At 42.5% G+C, this 25,335-nt stretch carries 26 protein-coding genes and 2 tRNA genes; 26 read left to right on the plus strand and 2 right to left on the minus strand.

From position 1 onward, the window contains the following. The gene (locus tag U5L75_01765) at positions 1-525 is read left to right on the plus strand and encodes an FKBP-type peptidyl-prolyl cis-trans isomerase (protein MDZ7726287.1); all 525 of its coding nucleotides are present in this window, start codon (positions 1-3) and stop codon (positions 523-525) included. Positions 526-569: 44 nt separating this feature from the next. On the opposite strand, the gene U5L75_01770 is transcribed toward U5L75_01765, so the two are convergent. Next, positions 570-968: a hypothetical protein gene (locus U5L75_01770; GenBank protein MDZ7726288.1), complete on the minus strand. Its 399-nt coding sequence runs from the start codon at positions 966-968 to the stop codon at positions 570-572. Positions 969-1,077: 109 nt separating this feature from the next. Here U5L75_01770 and tgt point away from each other — a divergent pair, with 109 nt between their 5' ends. The 7 genes from tgt to uvrA all read left to right on the plus strand — a co-directional run bounded on the left by tgt (position 1,078) and on the right by uvrA (position 10,365). After that, positions 1,078-2,322 (plus strand): tRNA guanosine(34) transglycosylase Tgt, encoded by a 1,245-nt coding sequence (gene tgt, locus U5L75_01775; protein ID MDZ7726289.1) that lies wholly within the window; start codon positions 1,078-1,080, stop codon positions 2,320-2,322. A 104-nt stretch (positions 2,323-2,426) separates the two neighbouring features. Then, positions 2,427-4,448 carry an excinuclease ABC subunit UvrB gene (uvrB, locus tag U5L75_01780; protein MDZ7726290.1) on the plus strand — a complete coding sequence of 674 codons (2,022 nt, stop codon included), beginning with the start codon at positions 2,427-2,429 and terminating at the stop codon, positions 4,446-4,448. A gap of 49 nt (positions 4,449-4,497) precedes the next feature. Next, on the plus strand, positions 4,498-5,109 hold the full coding sequence (locus tag U5L75_01785; GenBank protein MDZ7726291.1) for a hypothetical protein: 612 nt from the start codon (positions 4,498-4,500) through the stop codon (positions 5,107-5,109). Further along, positions 5,109-5,783 carry a hypothetical protein gene (locus U5L75_01790; protein MDZ7726292.1) on the plus strand — a complete coding sequence of 225 codons (675 nt, stop codon included), beginning with the start codon at positions 5,109-5,111 and terminating at the stop codon, positions 5,781-5,783. The genes U5L75_01785 and U5L75_01790 overlap by 1 nt, the downstream gene beginning before the upstream one ends. Before the next feature lie 9 nt (positions 5,784-5,792). Then, the gene (locus tag U5L75_01795) at positions 5,793-7,346 is read left to right on the plus strand and encodes an ATP-binding protein (protein MDZ7726293.1); all 1,554 of its coding nucleotides are present in this window, start codon (positions 5,793-5,795) and stop codon (positions 7,344-7,346) included. 7 nt (positions 7,347-7,353) lie between these two features. Beyond that, complete coding sequence (locus U5L75_01800; GenBank protein MDZ7726294.1) at positions 7,354-7,749, plus strand: response regulator; 396 nt, start codon at positions 7,354-7,356, stop codon at positions 7,747-7,749. 15 nt (positions 7,750-7,764) lie between these two features. Next, positions 7,765-10,365: an excinuclease ABC subunit UvrA gene (gene uvrA / locus U5L75_01805; protein MDZ7726295.1), complete on the plus strand. Its 2,601-nt coding sequence runs from the start codon at positions 7,765-7,767 to the stop codon at positions 10,363-10,365. 19 nt (positions 10,366-10,384) lie between these two features. Here the strand turns inward: uvrA and U5L75_01810 are convergent, their stop codons facing one another. Next, complete coding sequence (locus U5L75_01810; protein ID MDZ7726296.1) at positions 10,385-10,753, minus strand: hypothetical protein; 369 nt, start codon at positions 10,751-10,753, stop codon at positions 10,385-10,387. A gap of 50 nt (positions 10,754-10,803) precedes the next feature. Here U5L75_01810 and U5L75_01815 point away from each other — a divergent pair, with 50 nt between their 5' ends. From U5L75_01815 to U5L75_01900, 18 genes are all read left to right on the plus strand, one after another. Beyond that, a complete protein-coding gene (locus tag U5L75_01815; protein ID MDZ7726297.1) occupies positions 10,804-12,084 on the plus strand; it encodes a UvrB/UvrC motif-containing protein in 1,281 nt (426 codons plus the stop codon). A 52-nt stretch (positions 12,085-12,136) separates the two neighbouring features. After that, positions 12,137-13,111, plus strand: a complete 975-nt coding sequence (locus U5L75_01820; GenBank protein MDZ7726298.1) for a D-alanine--D-alanine ligase — start codon at positions 12,137-12,139, stop codon at positions 13,109-13,111. A gap of 4 nt (positions 13,112-13,115) precedes the next feature. Further along, positions 13,116-13,277 carry a hypothetical protein gene (locus U5L75_01825; protein ID MDZ7726299.1) on the plus strand — a complete coding sequence of 54 codons (162 nt, stop codon included), beginning with the start codon at positions 13,116-13,118 and terminating at the stop codon, positions 13,275-13,277. A 78-nt stretch (positions 13,278-13,355) separates the two neighbouring features. Beyond that, positions 13,356-13,428: transfer RNA gene (locus tag U5L75_01830), tRNA-Ala, on the plus strand. A gap of 329 nt (positions 13,429-13,757) precedes the next feature. Further along, positions 13,758-14,621: a hypothetical protein gene (locus U5L75_01835; GenBank protein ID MDZ7726300.1), complete on the plus strand. Its 864-nt coding sequence runs from the start codon at positions 13,758-13,760 to the stop codon at positions 14,619-14,621. Positions 14,622-14,656: 35 nt separating this feature from the next. Then, the gene (locus U5L75_01840) at positions 14,657-15,670 is read left to right on the plus strand and encodes a hypothetical protein (protein MDZ7726301.1); all 1,014 of its coding nucleotides are present in this window, start codon (positions 14,657-14,659) and stop codon (positions 15,668-15,670) included. A gap of 809 nt (positions 15,671-16,479) precedes the next feature. Continuing rightward, on the plus strand, positions 16,480-17,352 hold the full coding sequence (locus tag U5L75_01845; GenBank protein ID MDZ7726302.1) for a rhodanese-related sulfurtransferase: 873 nt from the start codon (positions 16,480-16,482) through the stop codon (positions 17,350-17,352). Positions 17,353-17,424: 72 nt separating this feature from the next. Then, positions 17,425-17,958: a disulfide oxidoreductase gene (locus U5L75_01850; GenBank protein ID MDZ7726303.1), complete on the plus strand. Its 534-nt coding sequence runs from the start codon at positions 17,425-17,427 to the stop codon at positions 17,956-17,958. After that, the gene (locus U5L75_01855; GenBank protein ID MDZ7726304.1) at positions 17,951-18,397 is read left to right on the plus strand and encodes a DoxX family protein; all 447 of its coding nucleotides are present in this window, start codon (positions 17,951-17,953) and stop codon (positions 18,395-18,397) included. The genes U5L75_01850 and U5L75_01855 overlap by 8 nt, the downstream gene beginning before the upstream one ends. Before the next feature lie 57 nt (positions 18,398-18,454). Further along, positions 18,455-18,527, plus strand: a tRNA-Ala gene (locus tag U5L75_01860). A gap of 5 nt (positions 18,528-18,532) precedes the next feature. Further along, the gene (locus tag U5L75_01865) at positions 18,533-18,925 is read left to right on the plus strand and encodes a hypothetical protein (protein ID MDZ7726305.1); all 393 of its coding nucleotides are present in this window, start codon (positions 18,533-18,535) and stop codon (positions 18,923-18,925) included. A 128-nt stretch (positions 18,926-19,053) separates the two neighbouring features. Next, the gene (locus tag U5L75_01870) at positions 19,054-19,611 is read left to right on the plus strand and encodes a hypothetical protein (GenBank protein MDZ7726306.1); all 558 of its coding nucleotides are present in this window, start codon (positions 19,054-19,056) and stop codon (positions 19,609-19,611) included. A gap of 646 nt (positions 19,612-20,257) precedes the next feature. Next, positions 20,258-21,274, plus strand: a complete 1,017-nt coding sequence (locus tag U5L75_01875; GenBank protein MDZ7726307.1) for a hypothetical protein — start codon at positions 20,258-20,260, stop codon at positions 21,272-21,274. Positions 21,275-21,455: 181 nt separating this feature from the next. Continuing rightward, the gene (locus U5L75_01880) at positions 21,456-21,587 is read left to right on the plus strand and encodes a hypothetical protein (protein MDZ7726308.1); all 132 of its coding nucleotides are present in this window, start codon (positions 21,456-21,458) and stop codon (positions 21,585-21,587) included. Between the two features lie 225 nt (positions 21,588-21,812). Continuing rightward, entirely contained in the window at positions 21,813-23,039 is a 1,227-nt protein-coding gene (locus U5L75_01885; GenBank protein MDZ7726309.1) for a hypothetical protein, read from the plus strand. 601 nt (positions 23,040-23,640) lie between these two features. Continuing rightward, on the plus strand, positions 23,641-24,420 hold the full coding sequence (gene atpB, locus U5L75_01890) for a F0F1 ATP synthase subunit A (protein MDZ7726310.1): 780 nt from the start codon (positions 23,641-23,643) through the stop codon (positions 24,418-24,420). A gap of 113 nt (positions 24,421-24,533) precedes the next feature. Continuing rightward, entirely contained in the window at positions 24,534-24,746 is a 213-nt protein-coding gene (gene atpE / locus U5L75_01895) for an ATP synthase F0 subunit C (protein MDZ7726311.1), read from the plus strand. A gap of 28 nt (positions 24,747-24,774) precedes the next feature. Continuing rightward, entirely contained in the window at positions 24,775-25,326 is a 552-nt protein-coding gene (locus tag U5L75_01900) for an ATP synthase F0 subunit B (protein ID MDZ7726312.1), read from the plus strand. The last annotated feature ends 9 nt before the right edge of the window (positions 25,327-25,335 follow it).

Raw genomic sequence — 25,335 nt, forward strand, 5'->3', positions numbered from 1 at the left:
ATGAAAATGGCTCTTTATTTTATATTATTGATCACTTTGGCTGTAGTTTTACCCGGGTTAGTTCTTTATTTCAGTTCTGGAGGACATATCGAGAGTAACTTAGAGCGCGCAGAAGAGCAGAGGGAAAATATCCTAGGGGGTTCTTTTGAAAGGAGCAATGAAAGTGAACATGATCTTTTGGATATTAAACGATCGCAACAAGAGTTTATAGTAGAAGATATAGTTGAAGGAACCGGACCAGAAGCAAAAGTTGGTGCTGTTATAAGCGTGCATTACACGGGAAGGTTTGAAAATGGAGAGGTTTTCGATTCTTCTCGTCGACCAGGGAGGAGCGCTTTTCAGTTTACTCTAGGTGAAGGTCAGGTTATAGACGGCTGGGAAAGAGGAATAGAAGGAATGAAGGTAGGTGGTGTACGCAGATTAACAATTCCTCCCCAGCTCGCTTACGGCTTCGAAGACTACGGACCTATCCCCGGTGGATCGGTTTTGATTTTTGAAATAGAACTGCTTTCAGTATTTGAGTAATATTCAAACTAATACCCGCGCCTGGAAACAGACGCGGGCTAAATTTAGGTTTGAATATTGCCGTTAAGCTTAGCTGAGCCGTAGATGTTGAGTTTTACGTCTGTTTCCCCGATGGCTGTCTTCTGGATGCCACACACTAGGCACAGATCGCCAAAAACTACGAGAAAACAACTGTAAAACGGCGATGCCCTATCTTTTACGGGGAATTTATCTCTAAACTCCTTTACTGCGGCTTTTCTGTAGTAACTGTATCCATAGAGATAGGGCATTAGTTTCTTCTTGTGGCCTCTATTGCTTGATCTTTTTATTTCAAAGACCATCTCTCGAGCGTCATGTTCGATCTCGAGGACTTCTTTAACTATCTTCTTTGCCTCCTCAAGCTTCTCGGCGAAAGGTCCTGAGGTGGTGAGTATATCAATATCCTCTTGTGTAGGTCTTACCAACGATTCGGATCTGACTCACGAATAATTACTTATGGCGACCCTGCGCATCTTTCTCACCTCCTTTCTTTTTTGAAAATACAACTATTGAGTTTTTTTGTCAAAAGAGTAAATGGAAAAGGAACACTTCGCGTGGTACGATTTTCCAATGAGCGCAATGTCATTTAAAGTAGAAAAGAAATTAACCAATACTTTGGGACGAGTCGGTACTATTTCTACCCCGCACGGAAATATAGAAACTCCGGCTTTTACGTTGGTAGGAACCAAAGGGACAGTTAAAGCGATGACCGCCGAGCAAATAAAAGATGTTGAAGCACAAGTTGTTCTAGCTAATACCTATCACTTATATCTTGAGCCGGGAGAAAGAATCGTGGAAAAAGCGGGAGGTATCGGAAAATTTATGAATTGGGACGGACCTACTATTACGGATTCAGGCGGCTTTCAAGTTATGTCATTGGGAGGTTCTTTTGGTACTGGTTTGAATAAATTTATGACGAGAGAAGAGCTAGATAGTTCCGGTGGCTTAAAGCGCGACAAAGCCGAATCATCAGGCCAACTAGCCCGCGTATCAGAAGATGGAGTAAGTTTTCGCTCGCACTTAGATGGAGCTAAACATTATCTAACACCGGAGCGTTCTATAGAAATACAACATTCTTTAGGTGCAGACATAATTTTTGCATTTGATGAATGCCCTCCGGCTGACTCAACAAAAGAATATCAGCGCGAAGCTATGGATCGTACTCATAGGTGGGCGGAACGCTGCATTCAATTTCATAGATCTAAAGAGAACAGTGATCATCAAGCGCTTTGGGGTATAGTACAAGGTGGAAGTTTTGCTGATTTGCGTACTTTGAGCGCCCGTACTATCAGAGATCTCGGATTTGATGGTTATGGGATCGGCGGATCGTATATGAAAGAAGATCTGCCAGAAATTCTCGGTATTACTGCTAAAAATCTAGAAGAAGAGAAGCCGCGCCATCTTCTCGGGATCGGCGAGCCCGAAGATTTTTTTATTGGGATAGAAAATGGTGCGGATACATTTGACTGCGTATCGCCCACAAGACAAGCTCGCAACGGTTCTTTGTATACCCATAAAGGGAGAATAAACATTAAAAACAATGCTTTTCGTTCTGATCTTTCAAGTATCGACAGCGATTGTGATTGTTATACCTGCTCGAATTATTCGCGAGCTTATATCTCACACCTTTTCCGCTCCAAAGAAATGCTGGGTCCAATTTTGGCCACTATTCACAATGCTCGTTTTATCATAAAGCTTGTGGCGGATATTAGAAGTTCTATTTACAACGACTCCTACTGGAAGTTCAAAGAAAACTTTTTAGATAGTTATTCGCGGTAGATATACCAAAAACACTTATTTTAGCCGTTCTAAATGCTTCAATCTATAGATTGAAGCATTTAGCTGTTGGAAACTTCCTATTTTTCGCATACAATCAATCCGTAATGACAAAACACTTTCAGGTAGTTTCTAACTACAAACCGGCCGGAGATCAACCGCGTGCTATAAACGAAATAGTAGAGGCATTTGGGCGTGGAGAAGAAGACGTGACGTTGCTTGGGGCTACCGGAACGGGTAAAACTTTTACTGTTGCAAACGTTATTGAGGAGATACAAAAACCGACTCTGGTCATAGCGCACAACAAGACACTGGCCGCACAACTTGCCCAAGAATATCGAGAATTCTTTCCCAATAACGCTGTCCATTACTTCGTGTCTTATTATGACTATTATCAGCCTGAGGCGTATATGCCTGTCTCGGATACATATATAGAAAAAGAGGCGATGATCAACGAGGAGATAGAACGTTTGCGCCACGCTTCAACGCAGGCCTTGTTAACGCGAAATGATGTAATAATCGTGGCTTCGGTTTCCTGTATCTACGGTTTGGGTTCTCCAGAAGAATACGAAAAGAAAAATTTTCGAGTTGATATAGGCGCCAAAATCTCACGCGGAGAATTAGTGAGGCATTTAATAGATGTGTATTTTTCGCGCACGAATGCTGACTTAACTCCCGGTACTTTCAGGGCGCTTGGCAACAGTGTGGAAATAATGCCGGTAAACGAACGCTCTATATATCGTTTCAAGTTGTTGGGTTCTAGTATTTCTAGTATTGAAAAGATCGATGCTACTACGAGAGAAATAATAGAAACTCCGGAAACATTGTTTATTTTTCCGGCCAAACACTTTGTAACCGAGAAGGATAAACTAGATAAAATAATATCTAAAATCGAAGAGGAGCTAAAGACTCGCGTGAAAGATCTGGAAAAGGAGGGCAAGGTTTTAGAAATAGAGAGACTGAAACGACGAACTAAGCACGATCTAGCGCTAATTAAAGAAATTGGTTATTGCAACGGTATTGAAAATTATTCACGGCATTTCACCGGGCGCAACGAAGGAGAGCCGCCGAATACACTACTTTCATATTTCCCCCATAAAGAAGACGGAACACCTGACTTTATGACGGTGGTTGATGAGAGTCACGTAACCATACCTCAGATCGGAGGTATGTACGGAGGAGATAGATCTCGCAAGGAAACTCTAGTTGAGTATGGTTTTCGCTTACCTTCCGCTAAAGATAATAGGCCATTGAAATTCGATGAATTTGAAAAAAGAGTTAATCCGGTGCTTTATGTTTCAGCTACTCCGGGGCCATATGAAAGAGAAAGGTCAACAACTATTGCCGAGCAAGTTATACGCCCCACCGGACTTGTAGATCCGAAAATAGATGTGAGAGCGGTAACAGGTACCAGTGATGAAGAGTACCCCGGGCAGATAAAAGATTTTATAAATGAAGCAGAGGCGGCGATCGAAAAAGGTGAAAGGGTCATAGCTACTACCCTGACCAAAAAGATGGCCGAAGATCTGTCTGAGTACCTGAAAGAACGCGGCTTGAAGTCCGAGTATCTTCATAGCGAGATAAAGACCATCGACCGGATTGATACAATTACTAATTTTCGAAGGGGTGAATTTGATGTTCTAGTCGGCGTCAACCTACTTCGCGAAGGATTAGATCTTCCCGAGCTTGCCCTTATCGGTATATTAGACGCCGATAAAGAAGGATTTTTGCGTTCGCAGACAAGTCTTTTGCAAATAATTGGCCGTGCCGCAAGAAATGTTAATGGACGAGTTATCTTATACGCGGATAGAGTAACTGAATCTATGCAAAAAGCTATAGATGAAACAGATAGGCGCCGTGAAATACAGCTCGCGTTCAACAAAGAACATGGAATTACCCCTAAGACGATAGAAAAGAACATTCACGATATCGCAGAGACCATGCGCAGCGAGCACGACAAGGCGGTAGAAAAACTAGTTGAGCTGGACAGAACAGAATTCAACAAAAATCCTCGCGCGCTCATAAAGGAAAAACGACGCCGCATGGATGAAGCGGTTAAAGATCTCGACTTTGAAACGGCGGCGATATTGCGCGATGAGATCTATGCTTTGGAAAAGGAAATGAAATAAGTGGTTTTTACACACAAACTAAAGGTTGATAAGTGTTATACTTCGCACTATGGATACCGAAGAGATATTAGATCTCAAGCCCATAGCCGATGAAATTATGTCCATATCGGGTAATACGAAAGGGAATTCTTTGTATACCGATATGCAGTTTATTCTTGAGCGCAAAGGAGAAGAAGGGCTGGAGGCGCTTGAAGAAGCCCTCTCAGTACTGGGCTATCCGTTTTCTTATAAAGACGTAAAGGGATTTGAGTGGTATCCGGAATCACAAGCTGTTTTAGGTATCTTTTTGGCAAAGAAAATTTTCGGCTGGTCCGAAGAAGAAATATTTGATATGGGATTCGCGGCGCCAACCTCTTCCTTGTTGGTAAAAACTATAATGCGCTTTATTTCACTAGAACGTACATTTGAACAAGGTCCTTCGGTTTGGAAAAAACATTATGATTTTGGCAAATTTGAACCGTTGGAAATAAATAGCTCGGAGAAATATTTGAAATTCAGAGTTTCGGGCTACGGCTTTTTTGATTATATGGAAGCGTATTTCGAAGGTTTTTTTACAAGACTACTTCAGCTATTGGGCATCGCTGACCTTGAATCGCTTGAAGGAAAACCTTGCAAGGAAGACGCGCATAATTGTAGAGATTATGATGTTAGATGGAAATGATGAGTAATAATTTAGAAAAAAAAGAAAACGGAAATTCCCTTGCTCCTTTTCCAAGCGTTTCGACACGTGAGGAGTTGATCGATCAAGTTAATAATGCATTGGAATGGCAAGAAAATAACAATGGTAGAGTTCGCGGCATTTCTTTGAAGACTGATTCGCTTGGCGCCATCAAGACAATGTCCGGCAAAGACTCCCAAGAAAAAATTCAGAAGCTTTTGAATGAAATAGATGTTGATTTCGATCTATCTAAAATTCAATCGTACTCCTGGTATCCGGCTGCTTATGGTCCGGTAATATATCTTGTCGCCGCTCATCTCTTCTCTTGGGGCCCAAAAGATCTAGAGGAGTTGGGCAGATTGTCGACGCGAGGCTCAATGCTTATAAAGGTTATAATGCGCTTTGTATCAATGAAAGTCACATTACGTCGTGGCTCTCAGGTTTGGCATAAATATTACGATTTTGGCGATCTTGTGCCTGTGGAGTATTCTGATGAAGGTTCGTATATTATATTTAAAATCGAGGAATACAATGTGCATCCAATAAACGAGTATTATCACAAAGGATATTTCGGTGGTATCGTTGAGTTAGTTACGGGCTCAGACAATGTTGTAGTGGAAGTACGGCGTTCGATCTATCAGGGAGAAGAGAGTTCCGAATATAAAATAAGTTGGTAAATATAAAATATGGCTGAAGATAAAGAAATAGAACGAATGCAGGAAGACCTCGAAGATCTCGAGACCTATCTGCGCGAATATAACGCCTTCTTGCCCCTGGCGGTTTGTACCGTGAACCCCGTGGGTATACTTATAGACGTAAACTCTGCCTTTGAGAAAATGACCGGTTACTCTGCCATTGAAGGTACCGGAGAGAAAGTCACTAGGTTTTTTAAGGAATCGGAAAAAATTGATTCTTTTTTGTCACACCTAAAAGAAGGTGACAGTTTTGCGGAAAGCGTTGAAGCTGTTCTGGTTAAAAAAGAGGGTAAAGAGATCATTGTTAGTGTTACTGCTTCTACGCGTTCGGATCGTGAAGGTAATTTTATTGGTTTCTTTTTGGGAATTAATAATATAACCGAGCTAAAGCGCCTACAAAATGAACTAGAAGAAAAGGTTAATGAAAGGACGCAAGATCTAGAGGAAAGAACAAAAGAATTGGAACGTTCTCAGAGAGAGATAATGGAAGCGTTCGCGGTAGTTGAAGAAGAAAGGAATAAGACAAGTTCACTGGTTACAAACTTGACCGACGGACTTATCTATACCGACAAAGACGGAAATATAGAAATGCTCAACCCGCAAGCTAAAGCAATGCTCAAACTGCATAATGAAGACGTTGAAGGTACGAACATATCTGAACCCACTGACTCTGAGCGTTTTGAGAAGCTGAGGTCAATGATCTCTCCGGAAAATGAATTAGATAGAGAAACTTTAAATTTTTCTGAAGATTTTATAGTTGAGGTTACAACGGTGACTGTCAAAAATGACAAAAACAAAGAAACGGGTCGGCTTGTAATTCTTCACGATATTTCTAAGGAAAGAGCTCTCGATAATCTAAAGATAGAGTTCATTTCAGTAGCTACGCACCAGATGAGGACTCCGCTTTCCGCTATCAAATGGGCTTTCGAAATTTTGCTATCAAGCGATGATGAAAAAATGGCTCCTGATCTAAAGAAGATCGCCGAAAACGGCTTTGAATCTACGCAGCGAATTCTCAAGATCGTAAATAACTTCTTGGATGTGGACGCTATGGAGTCTTTGAACGTTGATTATGTTTTTGCTCCGGTGAGCATTAGTAAGGTCATAGAAAAGATATTTTCCGAGGTTTCAATACAGGCTCGGGAAAAGAGCATAGAGCTAGTTTATAAAAACGAAGGTGAGAATTTGCCGTATGTCCAAGCGGACCAAGAACAACTTACGGTGGTAATGCAGAACTTGATTGAAAACGCACTCAAATATACAATAGAGGAAGGTAATATTACAGTTAAAGCTGAGGTCAAAGATAACAATATGGTTGTCTCAGTTTCCGATGAGGGGATAGGAATTTCAGAAAGTGAATCCGAAAATATATTCACAAAATTCTTCCGAGCAGAGAACGCAAAAAGAGTTGAAACTGACGGAAACGGCCTGGGGCTTCATACAGCGAAAAGAATAGTGGAAAAGCATGGTGGCACTATTTGGTTTGAAAGCCAGATGGGAAAGGGCACCACATTTTATTTTACAATTCCTTTATACAATAAATAAAAAAACAATGGCAGAGGCAAACGATAAAAAAAAGGTATTAGCAGTTGAGGACGATCTGTTTCTTAAGGAGCTTTTGGCTGGCAAGCTCTCAGATGATGAATTTGATGTATCCTATGCAGCAACCGGGGAAGATGCTTTGGAGCTGGCGGACTCTGAAAAGCCAGATATTATTCTTCTAGATATACTATTGCCGGGAATGAGTGGTTTTGAAGTGCTAGAAAAACTTAAAGCCGATGAAGGCACTAAAGATATTCCGGTAGTGATACTTTCCAACTTCGGTCAAACAGAAGATATTGAAAAAGGTAAATCATTAGGCGCTGTAGATTTCTTGGTGAAAGCAAATAATTCTCTGGATGCTATAGTTGAAAAGGTTCGAGAGGTTGCAAGCGGAGAGCAATCGTAATACTCTAAGGCCTTTATGGCTAAAAGATCTTCTAATAGTAGAGTGAACGCAGAGAAGTGGATCTCTGTACGTGGAGCTCGCACGCATAATTTAAAAAATATTGATGTCTCTTTTCCGCGTGAAAAGATGGTTGTTTTTACGGGAGTATCAGGATCCGGAAAGTCTTCTCTCGCGTTTGATACGATCTTTGCGGAAGGACAGCGTCGCTACGTGGAAAGTCTCTCTAGTTACGCGCGGCAGTTTTTACAGCAATTTCAAAAGCCGGATGTAGACGAAATAACTGGCCTATCTCCGGCTATTTCTATTGATCAAAAGGCGCAATCCAGAAATCCACGCTCTACCGTAGCAACTATCACTGAAATTTATGACTATCTAAGAGTGCTGTTCGCGCGCATAGGCAGACCGCATTGTTTAGTATGTGGGCGAGAAATTCAAAAACTTTCGCTCGAAGAGATCAAAGAATTCATATTCGAGGGTGTAAAAAAAGAAGAAGATGCTCAATATGTTGAAATTTTTTCGCCGGTAGTTCGTGGACGAAAGGGTGAGTACTACCAACTGTTATATGATCTTTTATCTGAAGGATTCGAGGAAGTAATTATTGACGGAAATAGAAAAAAATTGCGCGAGAGGATAGTTTTGGAGAAAAATAAAACTCACGATATTTCTGTTTTGGTGGACAGAATAGAAGTTCAAGATTTTAAGGATGACTTCAAGTCCGCCGATGAAAGATTGTCGGAATCAATTGAAAGATCGCTCGAGGAATCCGGCTCCTTGGTGCATGTCGTTTATGGGAGCGAAAAGACTCCGATAATGTCGGATCGTATTTATTCCTCACAATTTTCTTGTCCGCACGATGGTTATTCGTATCCTGAGGTAGAGCCCAGATTATTTTCCTTTAATTCTCCCTATGGCGCTTGTGAGGTCTGTAATGGTTTGGGGACAAAATTTTATGGCAGTGACGAGCCGTGCGAGCAATGCGACGGTACCAGATTGCGCGAAGAAGCATTGAATGTTTTTGTATTCTCCAAAACTGAACCCAAAAAATCCAATATAGTAGACGTAACAAAACTATCGATTGATTCTGCCATAGAATATGTGTCCAACTTGGATCTGACTGAAAAAGAAGCGGAAATAGCCAAACCAATACTGCGCGAAATTGAACTACGCTTGAAGTTTATGGAAAATGTCGGGATAGAGTATCTGACGTTGAATCGTCGCGCCAAAACTCTCAGCGGTGGAGAGGCACAGAGAATAAGACTAGCTTCTCAGCTGGGTTCGGGACTTGTGGGAGCGTTATATGTTCTCGACGAGCCAACGATCGGTTTGCACGCGAGGGACAACGATAGGTTGGTACAAACTCTTTTGCGGCTTCGCGACCTCGGCAACACCATAATCGTAGTAGAGCATGATGAAGATACTATATTCTCTGCTGATTATCTGGTTGATATCGGGCCAAAGGCAGGTGTGCATGGCGGAAAAATTGTAGCTTCGGGGTATATAGATGAACTTATAAGCGGCGATTCTGATCACGATTCTTCTACTCTTGCGTACCTGCGCAAAGAAAAAGAGATCCCAACACCGAAACGTCGCCGAAATCAAAACAAAGGAGACATAAAGATCCGAGGTGGCAATATTCACAACATAAAGAATCTCAATGTAAATCTGCCATTAGGTAAATTGGTAATGGTAACCGGTGTGTCGGGGTCAGGAAAATCTTCTTTTGTTTATGACATTTTGCATAAAAACTTAGAAGCTCGCTTCAACAAACGCAAGAGGATCAATAAGGTATATAACGCCAAAGAGTTTTTAGGTACTGAATATGCCGGCCGGGCGGTACTTATAGATCAATCTGCTATCGGTAGGACAAGCAGATCCAACCCCGCTACCTACACTGGTGCTTTCGGTCACATTCGCGATCTTTTTGCCGCTACCACGGAGGCGCAGGCGCGGGGCTGGAAGCCGGGCAGATTTAGTTTCAATGTTAAAAACAGCGGACGGTGCGAGGCGTGTCAGGGAATGGGCGAAATCGCTATCGAGATGCACTTCCTGCCGACTGTTCATGTTAAGTGTGACGTTTGTGACGGGAAGCGTTTTACAAAGGAAACTCTTGAAGTTAAATACAAGAAGAAGAATATTTATGAAGTCCTTGAAATGACAGTAGAGGAAGGGCTGGCGTTTTTTGAAGATATTCCGGCTATATTTGACCGTTTCAAAACTCTTGATGATGTGGGTCTGGGCTACTTAAAAATTGGCCAGTCAGCTACAACTCTTTCCGGAGGAGAAGCTCAACGCGTAAAAATTGCCTCTGAATTGTATCGACGGCACACTGAAAAAACAGTTTATCTTTTAGATGAACCTACGATCGGGCTTCACTATGAGGACGTAGAGAAGTTGATCGAGATCCTTCAGAGACTAGTCGACAGAGGGAACACGGTAGTGGTGATCGAGCACAATATGGATATTATTAAATCTTCTGATTATATTATTGATATCGGTCCAGAAGGGGGTGAGGCAGGAGGTAAGATAGTAGCCAAGGGTACGCCAGAAGATGTGGCGCGCGTGCAAGAATCGTATACCGGACAATATCTAGCGAAAGCGCTAAAGAAGAAAAAATAAAGACCGACAATTCGTCGGTCTAGTTGAAGGCTTTTGTTTGGTGCTTCGTGTAGTGTTCGTAAAGGAAAAGTATCAGGTCTAATCCATCAAGTTTCCAGAAGGACTTGAAATCGTGGTAGGTACTTTCGGTAACGACAAGCGAGCCTTCTTTGGAAAACTCTTCAAACTTCTCCAGTTCCTTAACGGCATGCTCAAACTCAAACGAGTTAAGAGGCATTAAGTTCTTTTGATCGTCCGGTCCATAAGAAAAGACGATCCATTCGTACACCTTGATCTCGCATCGTCTGCACTTCCGTACATTGGGTTTCCACGGTCTGTTTTCTTCAAGTCGCCAAGCTTGAGTCAGGGGCTTTTTACAAACCGGGCAAGGCACCGCTGTGTTTGTCACCGCAAGCCTCCTTTCTTTTCTGGTGTTGACACTATGTTAAAATAGTTGCTATGTCAATTTCTAAAAAATTAATTAAAAGTATTGCCAAGCTTCCTGAATCTCCCGGGGTGTATTTTTTTCATGGCGCAAAAAGTGAAATCCTTTACATAGGTAAAGCTACTAGTCTTCGTGACAGGGTGAAGAGCTATCTTTCCGGTGATCTTTTGGATACTCGCGGTCCATTAATTAACAAGATGGTAGGAGAGGCAGAAAAGGTAACTTATGTAGAGACTGATTCTGTGTTAGAGGCGCTAATCCTTGAAGCCAATTTAATAAAAAAACATCAGCCGGAATACAATAGTCGCGACAAAGACAACAAGAGCTGGAATTTTGTAGTTATAACGAACGAAAAATTTCCCAGGGTTCTAATAGAACGCGCGCGTACTCTGCCGGAACGGTTTGGTGAAGAAGACATCAAATATCAGTTCGGGCCTTTTACTTCCGGCTCAAATTTGCGAAGGGCGCTCAAAATAGTACGGAAACTATTTCCGTTTCGTGATAAGTGCACACCGTTTGTTGAGCTTACAGAAAAACAGAAAGACAAAGCACGAAAGTGCTTTAACGCCCAAATCGGGCTTTGTCCGGGCGTGTGCGTTGGGGAAGTCGATAAAAAGGAATACGCGCGAAACATACAGCATATTAAACTTTTCTTTGAGGGGCGGAAAAAAGCACTTATCAGATCTTTGGAGCGTGATATGAAAAAAGCTGCAAGATCGGAGAATTTTGAAAAAGCTGAAAGTATAAAACGTACTCTTTTTGCCCTTGACCACATCAACGATACGGCGCTCATTTCAAGAGAGGAAGACATAGATAGCAAATACGCGAAAGATAAATCGGCGGTTCGAATTGAGGGATATGACGTATCGCATTTTGGCGGGTCTGAAACAATCGGGGTTATGGTGGTAGTGGAAGACGGTTATAGCAAAAAAAGCGATTATCGTCGTTTTAAGATCCGCAATTCTAAATCTGGAGATACGGGTGCCCTAGAAGAGATATTGGAAAGACGCTTTAAGCATGATGAGTGGCAAACCCCTGACGTTCTCGTAACTGACGGAGGACGTGCTCAGCTCAACGTGGCTAAGAGGGTTGTCGGTAATCTCGAAAACGATAAAAAAGAGCGGATAAAAGTCGTTTCAGTAGTAAAGGATGAAAAACATCGTCCGCGGGAGATCATTGGATCAGACAAAAAGGTGATCGAAAAATACAACGCTGAGATACTTCTTGCGAACAGCGAAGCTCACAGATTTGCTATAGCCTTCCAGAAAGAACGCCGCAAGAAAGGATTTATATAATTAAATCTACTAGTGCACAGGTCATAAATTAGTGCTCGTGTATAATGACACTATGAGTCATGAAAAGATACGAGTTGGAGTTTTGCGCGGAGGTCCTTCGAACGAATATGAGGTATCTCTGCGGACCGGGCAATATGTTTTAGATCAGCTGCGAAAACTCTCTGAGGTGTTTGAGCCGGTTGACATTCTAATTTCACGCAACGGAGCCTGGCACCTTAAGGGTATAGAGGTTGATCCAAAGAACGTCGTATTACATATTGATGTGGCTTTTGTGGCACTACATGGAGAATATGGTGAGGACGGAAAAGTGCAGGCGCTTTTGGAAAGGCACGGAGTTCCTTATACCGGATCAGATTCCATTTCTTCGGCTCTGGGGATGAATAAACACATAAGCAAAGAGATGTTCGAGCGAGAAGGAATCCGCTCTCCTCTGCATATTGTTTTAGATCCGCAGACGGATGATGTAGACGGTGCAGTAGAGAAGATCTCAAAAGAATTTCCTTTGCCAATGATAGTTAAGCCAGCTTCCGGTGGTTCGTCAGTTGGGGTATCACTAATATCAAGCTATGATCATCTTCGCGAGGCTGTTACTTTTGCTTTGGAGCATTCTAGAAAAGTATTGATAGAAGAATTTATTTCCGGACGTGAAGCAACTGTAGGCGTACTAGAAGATTTTCGAAACGAAGAGTTGTATTCGCTCTTACCGGTTGAAATCGCTCCTACTAAAGAGGTCTATGATTACGAAGATAAATATACCGGAGAGTCTAAAGGTATATATCCGGGTAATTTTTCCGAAGAAGAAAAAAGGATCCTGCAAGACTTGGCGCGCAACGCTCACAATGCACTCGGTTTACGGCACTATTCTCGTTCTGATTTTATAGTTGCTCCTGATGACATCTATATTCTAGAAGTTAATAGCCTTCCTGGATTAACGGAAACTTCTCATTTTCCAAAGTCGTTGGAGGTTCTCGGCATTGATCACCATTCCTTCATCGAACATTTGATATATCTTGCTCTGAATAAGTAGTCTCATGAAAGAAGAGAAAAATATAGGCAAAAAAGCAGAAGAAAGACTGGTTCATTTTCTTTGTTATAATTGTGAAAAATGGTGGTCTATTGGTGATCCACCTGATGATAGAGACGACTGGTATTGCCCTTGGTGCGGGAAGAAACAAGAGTTTACTGAAAGTTAAAAGCAGATCAAATTGTATCTGTTTGATCGTGCGTCAATCTTGCGTTAGAAATATAATAAGGTAGAATTCTAACGTGTCGGGCCCTTAGCTTAGTTGGTAGAGCGCCTCATTTGCACTGAGGAGGTCACCAGTTCGAGTCTGGTAGGGTCCACAGCGTTAAGAAAAACAGCACCTGCGTGCTGTTTTTTAGTTGCGGAAGGCGGAGCCATCTTTCAGCGAGCACGCTGAAAGGGCGAGCCGGGGTCGCGGAAATTGACAGCTGGCGAGCTGTCAATTATCTGTGACCACAAACAAAAGCAAAACAAAAAGCCCGCTAAATATCATTGGTATTTAGCGGTTTTGGTTTTCGAAATATTTGCTTTGAGCTGTAAAGGGGTCAAGTTGCCAGGTTGACACCTTCTTTTTCGACTTATTCAGTTTTCCACTTTTGGTATTTGGTTTTATGACCAGAAGAGATATATCTGTGCTAAGATGGGAAATATGCAAAAAAGTACTCTCTGGACTACGGTGATAGGTTTGGCGTTTCTCGTGGTTTTGGTACTCACTAACAGTCAAACCAATGATCAAAATCACAGCTCAGACCAGGAGGTCGTCAGTGAAGAGACGGACGAACAGAAAGATACCGCAAACAACACAGACACAACGTCTCTGTGTCCAATGGAGGATGAACCCATTGCCTTTATCACGCCCTCAGCCGTTGAGGGTTGGGATCGTGTAGTGATCGATGAGGATGCGTCGTCATACGCAAGGTATGCGTTCTCAGGCTCGGTGCTTTTGCCACCAGAGAGCACTATTGAGCCAATTGATCATTCATCATGGGATTATGAAGTCACATTTCCTTTAAGTAACGGTGACGAGGTAAGCGTAACTATATCTATTTACGAACTCTCGTCAGAGTCATTTATGTCGGGAAGTTACTCCCTTGTTGCTTATGATTATCTCGCCGATGTCTGGTATACAAATGCTGAGCGACCAGTTCACCAAAACACAAGAAGTGTGCACAATGTCTATAATTACGAAAAATGTGAAGCGGTTGCTGTGGGTGCTACCACACAAGATCCATTATCTTTTGCTCTGACCGGCGAATCTGCGCCCGATGTTTCTACCGGGCATAATATTTATAGAATGTCCGGCGGCGAAGATGGCTACTTCGGCGATGATCTTTTTGCTCTAATACATAAAAAGACCGATCCAAGCATTTCATCTTCACAACCTCCTTACATCATCAACTTTGGATATATGCATACCTCTCCGACTACGAGAGGTGAGGGAGCCAAGGAAGAGATTAGAGAGACGGTGGATTATATAGCTCAGTCGCTTGTGTATTATCCTTCACAGCCATAGAAAAAAGTAAGGGCCCTTAAGCCTTAAAAACCAAAATGAGGAACGGTATCAAAAGACACGTTATAAGCTATCTGGCAATTGGACTTGCTGCTTTTGCCCTGCTCTTTTTCATAGCTCCTCAAAATGTAAGAGCAACAAGTGATCCACCACCAATGGTCACCATAGAAGCCGAGTTAAATGATAATCTTTTTACACTGAAAAGAACTTGTTTGGATCAAAATTGTTTCTTTGTTCTTGAGGAAGATCAAACGGGTGATTTTTCTATAAAACGAGCTCACGACAAAGAAGATGAGTTCTCTATTCTTACTAGAGGAAGTGTATCGCGCGAAAACAATCGTATACGAATTCAACCTGATCCCTATAGCATAAGGTACAAAGACGTTCCCTTTCGCGAAGACGCGTTAGTAGAAGCGTTGAAGGTGTTGATTCAAGATGATATTTCCGACATCAAACCAGTTTTACTGCAAACATTTGAAGGATGGGCAAGAGTGGGAAGAGGGGCAAGCTTCACAGTTACTCCATATGAACCGAGCAAGGAAAGGGAACTTCAGAAAGACAAAAATAGACTTCTTGAGTGCTTCTTTAATGAGTACGAACGAAAAGGTGATTGGTTGATCATTTCAGAAGGAAATACTCGTGAGTACTGTTATCCGGATGGAAATTTTAGTAGGTCGATTAACTACTCGCACTTTACGTATTTTCTTTTGACCAATATACACCAACTTCCTACCTATATTGGTCAATTACCTATTTTTCACCTTGTTATACTAATACTCATACTACTGGGCGTTGTAGGATTTATGTATCACCTCATCAGGAAAGGAAATTTTTGGCTTTTCTTGAAACCGAATAAAACCAAAGTAATTTTAGTAGTCGTATCAGGAATCATATTGACGGTCATATTCGCCGCTAAGTATATGCAACCAGGCCCTGCGATGTCCGTTGTTATTGGCGCGCGTATAATAGATTATCTTATACAAATATATCTCCTTATCTGTGTGATCGGATATGTAATTTATAAGCTTAAGAATAGGCGGGAAACAAACTAATGTGGATATTTTGGATTCTAATTTTTCATAGTTTGCTATAATGGAGCAATGAAGAAGAGTAAAAAGAATCTTTCCAGCAGTCTTCTATATATGCTTATTTTTACTCTTTTTGCTTCAGTGATGGCGCTTCTATTTCTAGGTATTGCACACAGAAACTATTCATTTACATCTACGGAGACGTATTATAATAAGGAAACCGCAGGCAGTTGAATTACAGCAGCTCTTAATTTTGTAATTTAGTATTAGTGTTGAAATATAAAAAAAGAGGGGGATCCATCGGATCCCCCTTCTGTGTCAGTTCGCACCAGCAATAGAGTACTATATTTGTATCAAATCCTCCACGATACGGAAGATGCTCCCGCACCGCTTCAGCGGAACATGACTGCTCACCCCCTAAGCATTAAATGAGTTTGCGCTCTTACATTCTCAGTGTCGACGTGAGTATCAGTTGTTGGAGGTATTAAACAGTCCCAATTCTACTCCTTTCGACAAAAAAGGCTTTAAAGTACTCAGAGTCACTAATGCTCACCCGCAACTGTTTGTAGTATTAGTGACTCTAATGTTATATATAATACAATACTTATATATTGTCAAATTCTTTAAGAGAATCGAGTGTATATTGCGTTGAAAGGGAAGGAGAAATCGAAACTGAGGAAAAGCGCGCGAATTTTCTACAGGTCAGATATTCGTCATTACCGCTAAGCATAGGCACAGGGTATACAATGTCGGTAACGAGATCTCTTTTTAATATCGTCGGCATATTAATAAGGAAGTTGCGTTCGCAAAGAGTCACAGATAATATAGACCCGATGTATACAATTATACTTTTCTACAAATATATAACTATTGAAGATCCCGAAAAGGAACGGGATGAACAACGAGAGTTGTGTGAGAGACATGGACTTACCGGCCGCTTGATCGTGGCCAATGAGGGTATAAATGGAACTCTGGAAGGGCGTGAGCCAGATATCAAAAAATATATACAAGCACTAACCGAAGACGAACGATTTTCAGATATTGACTTTAAAACAAGTAAAGGTACCGGCGGGGCGTTTCCAAAACTTTCAGTAAAGGTAAGGTCGGAGATAGTATCTTCAAGACTGGGGAGTGGAGTGAATCCACAAGAAGATACGGGAACAAAGATCGATCCTGATGAGTTACATAGATGGTACGAGGAAGGCAGAGATTTTACGGTGATCGATATGCGTAATGATTATGAGTTTGTTTCGGGTCATTTCCATAATTCGGTGGATCCGGGTATGCGCAATTTCCGTGATCTTCCAGAAAAAGCAAAAGAGCTTGAGCATTTAAAAGACAAGACCGTGGTTACAGTTTGTACTGGAGGCGTGCGTTGTGAAAAAGCTTCAGCATATCTAAAATCACAGGGATTTAGTAAAGTGCATCAACTCAAAGGTGGTCTTCATCGCTATATAGAAAAGTATCCGGCTGCGCACTTTAAAGGAGGATTGTATGTTTTTGATGGCAGGGTTGTTATGGAAACAGCTCCGGACCAGGAAAGAGAGGTAGTAGGCAAGTGCCAGTTCTGTGGTGTTAATACGGAGAAGTATGCCGACGATGATTCTGTTACCCCTTCACGTCAGATCCTCTGCTGTGATAGTTGCTTTCAGGACCAAGGTAATTTGCGCAGAAATAAAGAGAGCCGAAAACAAACGAGTGCTTAGTTATAAACAGATGCTATTGTGCAATTCAAAAAACTTGGTGCTAGAATCAGATAAGCTAAATAGATTCAAGATATGGTAGAAAATGTAACCCTTTTATTATCTATACTTACGGTCGTCGCGCAGATCTTTATTTTTTTCGCGATAGTTGAGTTAATCCGGACAAGGGGCAAAAAAAAGAATTCTATGATCTTGCGATTGGTTGATCGCACTCCTGTCTTGTATTCATTTTTTATTGCCGCCTTAGCAATGCTCGGTAGTTTGTTCTATTCTGAAATAGCCCAGTATGATCCGTGTGAGTTTTGTTGGTATCAACGTATTCTTATGTACCCCTTAGTCGTATTGTTTGGCCTAGCTCTCTTGCGACGTGACCGTAATATTCTCCCTTATGGTTTCATTCTTAGTATAATCGGCGCAATAATTGCCCTCTATCATTATCTAATGCAACTGGGATTCATTGCGCCAACAACCTGCAGCGCTGTGGGTGTATCGGTCTCTTGTTCCGATTCGTTTACGGTGACGTTCGGATACATAAGTATTCCGATGATGGCCCTGACGGCATTTGCATTAATTATTATATTTTCAGTAATTTCACAAAAAAATGACTAACTATCAAAAATGGGCGCTTACTAGTTTACGCGTAGGCCTCGGATGGCTCTTCTTCTATGCGGGTATTACTAAAATTTTCGATCCGACCTGGTCTGCAGGGGTATTTCTTAGCAATGCTTCGACTTTCCCAGAAATGTACGAATTTTTCGCGCATCCTGACGTGTTGCCGATCGTTAATTTGCTCAATGAGTGGGGACTCACGTTGCTCGGTGTTTCGCTTATAACCGGTGTACTTGTTCGGGTTTCCGCGCCGCTTGGAGTACTGTTGATGCTTCTCTACTATCTTGCTTCGCTCGACTTTCCGATGGTGGGAGAGCATTCGTATATAGTCAATGATCACATAATCAAAGTGCTCGCTCTTTTGACCCTTGTTGCGTTTAACGCCGGACGATACAAAAGCCTTGGTACTGTTATACGAAAAGGTCTTAAAAAGAAATAGAGGTTCTCTTATTTGTGCTCGTGCTTAATTTTTGTACTATGCATAGATAGTGCGTAGGGGCCATTAGCTCATTCGGTAGAGCGCATCGCTGGCAGCGATGAGGTGACCGGTTCGATTCCGGTATGGTCCACATTTATGTTCGAAAATATGAACAGTGAAGGTGAAAACAGATCGACACCTGAGTTAGACAACCTACTAAAGCAAAGAGAAGAAGTCACTCGCCGTCTTTATGTAATGATGTTTGAAAATTTGGCGATATTTGGCGTGCCGGCTTTTGTGGCGCTCGTTGTTGGCTTGAAGTTGCGTGAGGAGTGGGGAAACATTGCTCTGTTTGCTTTGCTGGCTCTAGCTCTTGTTGTTTCTTGGTTGATCTTCTTCAGAAGATATCGTTACTTTACCGGTGAGCTCGCCAAGCTAGAAACCGCGATCAAAAATGAAAGAAAAAGAGCCGGGATACCGGAACCGGAAGCGCCTGGCTACCCCGACGAAGAAGAGGAAGAGAGCGACGAGGAAAAAGAAGAAGAATAATAAAAATGACCAAATATAGCGATTCTAAATGCTTCAATCTATAGATTGAAGCATTTAATTGGTGGTTTGTAAGGTGTTTACTTCACTTTTGAGATTTTGTGATAAAGTTGACTTAAAGTTTTATAGTTATGGCATACGTAAAAATTATAAAAACATTAAGAAATTTTATAATCTATCCGGCTATAGTATTCGTGGTTCTCGGGATATCTCTTTATGTGGCTCCGCAAACTGTGGCAGCGATTAGTCCTCCTCCACCACCAGAACCGGAAATTTATATAGAAGCTTCACTAGACGAAAACTTCTTTACACAAGAGACACAAGAGCGGGTCTGTTTGGATCAGGGCTGTACTTTTGTGTTAGAACCTGAACAAGATTCTGATGCCTATTACTTAAAAAAGGCTCACGAGCAAGGTCAGAAAGAAGAGCTTTCTTTACTGGGGATCGTGTCGCTTGAAGAGGGTTCCGTACTAATCACACCCAGTTCTTCACAGGAAGAGATTTCGCTAGATGAAAAAGCCCTTGTCGAGGCGTTAGATATGTTGATTGAAAATGACATTTCTCCAATTGAATCTGATCTCTTACAAACACTTGAAAGATGGGCAGATTGGCAGTGGCAGATGGTGGTTATTCACTGTTGCCCACATACGAACAACAAGGGACAAGAGAACTCCAAAAGCAAAGAATAGGCTTTTTGATTTCATGTTATTACCCTGGGTACGAGCAAAGAGGAAGCTGGTTAATCACTATTGGAAACCAACAGCGTGATTATTGTTCTGGTGGTCCCATGGATCACTCAAACTTTGCTCTTTATTTGTTGACCCATATTCCCGAACTACCAGTTACTTACCTCACTGGTCTAATTTTTGTACTGCTGGGCGCAGTGGTATTCATATATTATCTTGCCAGAAAAAATGAGCTCTGGTTCTTTCTAAGACCAAATAAAACTAAACTAATTATAGTGATAATATCAGGGGCTATTCTCACATATCTACATATACCCTACATGCATTATTTCCCATATGATGTCCATCTAGATTTCCAAGAGCTTCTTTATATTTTCGGCGCTTGGGTCATAGATTATCTCGTAGAAATATATCTCCTTACATGCGTGATCGGGTATGCGATGTACAGGCGCAGGATTAAGCGTACAACTAATTAACTTTCACGGCTTCGTTGAATAACTTTGGAAGTTGTTCAACAAATATAGTGATCCTAAACGCTTCAATCTATAGATTGAAGCGTTTATTTGGTGTTTTGTGAGGTGTTTACTTCATTTTTTAGATTTTGTGGTAGCTTAAACTTAAGGTATTTTAATTGTAATAAGTGCAGAAAATGACAAAAACATCAAGGGGTTTTATAGATTATCGTATAATCGGACTTTCTGCTTTTGTGTTGTTCTTCATTGTAGCTCCACAAACTGCGTCGGCCCTTAGTCCGCCGCCGGCGCCAAAGATTTACATAGAAGCATCATTAGATGAAGGCCTTTTTACACAAGAGCAGATTTGTTTAGATCAAGGTTGTGCTTTCGTATTTGGCCCCGAGCAATCTTCTGATTTTTATTATATAAAGAGAGCTCACGAGCAGGATCAAGAAGAAGGCCTTTCTTTTTTTGGACAAGTATCGCTTGAAAAGAACTTTTTGCAGATTGAGCCTCCTACCAGTCTCGAAAACAAAGATGTTCCTTTAGATGAAGCTGTGCTTGTTGATGCATTGGATGTGTTGATCGATGATGATATTTCTGACATCGAACCAATTCTATTACAAGCATTTAAAGAATGGACGGGGTCAAGGTACGGAGAAAGTCTCACTGTTGCACACCGTGAATCGGCCGAAGGGCGAGCACTAAAAGCATCGAAGAATACACTCGTTTTATGTAACTATATCGAATATCAACGAGAGGGAGATTGGTTGGTCACTCAAGGGAGCGTTGAGCGAAGCTACTGCTATCCAGACCATAATACAATAGGTGTTTTTGGTCCACCGGATGTATCGATTCGCCATTCACACTTTGCGTTTTATTTACTGACTCATATGCACGAATTACCTATCTTTTACCTCGCTGGATTTATTCTCGTACTCCTGGGTGTTGCGAGGTTCATACATCGACGCATCAAGAGAGGGGAATTCTGGCTTTTTCTGAGACCGAATAAAACAAAAATAATTATACTGATCGTTTCCGGAATCATTTTGACTTACATATTAACTACAGAATATATGGAGCCGGGATTGGATGATGTGCGTTATATTCTCAGCACTTGGGTCATAGATTATCTTGTAGAAATATACCTCCTCACGTGCGTGGTCGGGTATGCGATGTATAAGCGAAGGATTGAGCGAGTAAGGAAATAACTCGCGTCACTCAATAATGTTTGTTTTGTGCAAAAACATTGGAAGTAACGAGCTTGTATGATTATCAAGAATTCTCCAGTATCGTGGCAAGCTGAATCGCAAGAGCACTTAAGATACCAATTAAAGATTTACCGTGAACATCACCTAACAAAAAGTTGTTAAATATTACACGAACCCCGAATTGTTTGAAAAAATTTCAAAAGAAACGCAACAAAAAATGAGGGAGGGCAAAGGTCACATGGCTGCATCTGTGGAGGTACTGCGCAAATACCAAAACGAACTCCGCGATGCGCTCGGTGGTCCGCAGCAGTAATTCCAGCACTAGCGTAAGATAAAAGATTGTGGTATCGTCTCAGCAGAGAGGCGTCTTGGGGAGGACGTCTTTTCGTTTCTAGACGCAGTTACAGTACCAAGATGACTGTGACACTTGCACATTGACAGGGGAAGGAAGACAGAGGCAGGAAGAACAAATCCACCGAAAGGAGGTGAAATCATGTACCGAACGCAAGTAGCTCGCGCCGCAATCGTTCTGTTTTGGATGACCTTAATGACGGTTGCGTTCGCGCAGCCATACGAGATTGTCCGGGCGGGCGACGAAAATCTGACGTTGCGCGTCGAGCGGGGGTTTACCCCGTGGGATTTCTGGGTGGCGAATGCCGACCGGAACACCTGCGGCTGGTCGGACTTCCGTCCGGCCGTAAACGCGCTCAACCCAAGCCATGTGGCGAGTGAGTTTCGCGCGATTGCGATCGACTCCGAATTCCGTGTGCCACAAGCGTGTGCTTCGGGCATAGTCAACGTGGCGCCAGCAGAAACGGATCTTGCACTGCTCGCAGAGAGCATCGATCGTTTCTCGGCGGCATTGGCCAATGCCGCGTCTCGGAACACGGTGAGCAGTGTAGAATTCGAGGAAATCGAGCAGCGCGTCAAGGGGGTTGAGGAGCGCATCGCTGAACTCGAAAACAACGATGAGCGGCTCAGCGGCCAAGTCGACGAGCTCTCCGCTTTCGTCGATGCGAGGTTCGCGAACCTCGCCCGAGAGCGCGACACCGGCGTGTTTTGGCAGTGGCCATATCGCTGGTGGGTGAGGGTTCTTATCTTTTTTGTGATCCTCGCGATTGTGGTTGCGCTACTCTACTACATAGAGCGCATCCGGAATGAGCGAAATCGCCAAAAAGGAAACCCTCCTGACCCGAAGTCGCGTATCACGAAGATGCAGGATGAAATAGCCCGGCTTCGTGATAAAAATCAAGAGCTTCGAGACGAAGCTGTGGCCTACAAAGGAGCTCGCGACAAACTTCGCGAAGAAGTTGCGTTACTCAGAAATACGATCGAACGGCATAATGAAGAAAGCAACAAAATCCGCGAAGAACGCGATCGCGAAGTTGAAGCGCTTCGCGAAGAAGTGGATCGGCTTAGCAGGCAGGCGAAAGCATACCCCGAGGGGCATGTCGAGCGCGTGACAGTGCAGAACAAAACAACAGGAGGGGAAAAGGCCATGCTGTTAAAGCACGAACCTCCATATGTCACGGTATTCGACACCGACGGGAATCACATTAGTGGTCCCATGCACCGCAAAACGGCGATCAAACGCGCCGAAGAGAGCGAAGAAGAATCTGCTCATGCTAGAGGTGAGGTCGTCGAATCCGAGAAAACGTCAGAGGGGTCTTCCAAGAAAGGCAATCCCTCAAAAACACGCCGGGGCGGCAGACACGCCCATCGACGAAGGCAAAATCGCAACAAGAAGGACAAAGTGACGTCGTAGCTATACTCGACCAGTTGAAGCTTCAAGTGTGTCACACTTGTTGAGCGCCTGGTGTAGGTTGATGCTCCTGCTCATGTTGTAGCAGTAGAGCGCCCGTGGAGAGTAAACAGTTATCGACGTGCTTGATACATTTCTTCCCCACCCCTGACTCCGCGGTCTCCCCGCCGCGGAGTTTTTTTATACGTCAGCAAATTGATACACTTATACATATGGAAGAAAGACCTACGTCATACCGATTGCGCGCACTGCTGGTGACTTTTATCGTTGTACTGATTGTTTCCGGAATCATTTTGAGTGCATATTAACTACAGAATATATGGAGCCGGGTTTCGATGATGTGCGTTATATTCTTAGCACTTGGATGATAGATTATCTTGTAGAAATCTATCTCCTTACGTGTGTGATCGGGTATGCGATGTACAGGCGCAGGATTAAGCGTACAACTAATTAACTTTCACGGCTTCGTTGAATAACTTCGGAAGTTGCTCAACAAATATAGGGATCCTAAACGCTTCAATCTATAGATTGAAGCGTTTATTTATTGAATAGTTTATCAGTTCTGCTTGCCCAAAGCGCTCTGCCGCGGTATCCTGAAGCGCGTATGCTACACATATCACTGCCCGCAGAAACACTGTTTACTATATTGGGCTTTCCGGTCACTAACACTATGGTGACCGCTTGGGTTGTCATGGCGATAATATGCGCGGTGGCTTGGGCAGTAAGCCGTACGATGAAAACGGTTACAGTTGGAGGCGCTGGAGATACAGAAGCCACAAAATCTCCCGGACGCATCGCTGTTTTGGTAGAAATGGTAGTAGGAGGACTTCTAAACTTTTTGGCCATGATAGGAGGAGGAGAAGAAAGAGCCAGGCGTTATTTCCCTATTGTGGCCACGATCTTTATATTCGTGCTCGTTTCTAATTGGTTTGGAATAGTGCCGGGTATCGGCTCGATCATTGTTGAGCAGATGCACAATGGGGAAGTTTCGGCTGTGCCGGTACTTCGTACAGTTTTCTCTGACTTAAATATGACACTCGCACTCGCCTTTATTGCCGTAATTATGAGTCACGTTATTGGCGTGCGCAGTTTGGGCTTAGGTCACGTACAAAAATATATTTCCTTTAAAAGCCCGGTAGCGTTTTTTGTGGGGATACTTGAATTCATCGGCGAGATAGCGAAGATCGTCTCTTTTTCCTTTCGTCTTTTTGGCAATATTTTTGCGGGAGAAGTTCTTCTTGTAATTATCGCGTTCTTAGTACCAATAGTGTTGCCGATCCCATTTATGGGGCTAGAGCTTTTTGTCGGAGTTATTCAAGCTCTCATATTTGCTGTTCTGACTATGATATTCTTTGCCTCAGCTGAAGAACACGCTGAGCATTAAAAAAAGACCCGGACAAAATACTTTCCGGTTTTTTCGATAATACATTTGAAAAAGAGCCAGGTTTGCTGTAGGATATCTACTGTTTTAATAGTTAAAAATAACACTGTAAGTTTATGGAATCACTTGCTTCAGCTATAGCTATCGGTGCCGGTTCACTGGCCCCAGCTATCGCTATCGGAATGCTTGCCAGTAAAGCCATGGAGGCTATCGGAAGAAATCCCGAGGCGGCATCTAAAATTCAATCAGCTATGATCTTGGCTATTGCGTTCGCGGAAGCTATCGCGATCTATGCCTTGGTAGTAGCGCTAATCATTAAGTTCGTATAGATCGGTTTTTTGCCGATAAATTAAAAGTATGGGTGAGCTGATCACACAATTGGGAATTGATTGGCGCCTTATATTGGCGCAGCTTTTCAATTTTATACTTCTCTTGATCGTACTTGAGAGGTTTGTGTATCGTCCTGTACTGAAGATAATTGATGACAGACGCGCGCAAATCGAAGAGAACGAAAAGCGCGAGGAGAGACTAGAAAAGAAACTTTCCGGCATCGATTCAATGAAGGAAAAGGTAGTCTCTGAAGCGAATGCTGAAGCTCGAAAACTTCGCGAGGAAACCTTAGAGCAAGCCGAAGAGACAAAGAAACATATATTAGCTACTGCGAGGAAAGAAGCAGAAGCGCTTATTGAATCACAAAGAGATTCGCTCAAATCGGACTTTGAACGGCTTGAGGAAAGGATACACAACGAGATAGGAGACGTAGTCGCGAAAGCCGTTGAAAAGAGCGTAGGTGAGCTCTTAAATGAGGAAGAAAAAAACAAAATACTGAATCGCTCAATTGAAGAGTTTAAGTCCGAATATCAAAGATCATCGATCACTCCTTCTAGTGTTTTGAAAGAACGTAACTAAAGTTTAAAT

The sequence above is a fragment of the Candidatus Campbellbacteria bacterium genome (assembly GCA_034521025.1).
Classification (GTDB): domain Bacteria; phylum Patescibacteriota; class Minisyncoccia; order Phycocordibacterales; family JAXHMZ01; genus JAXHMZ01.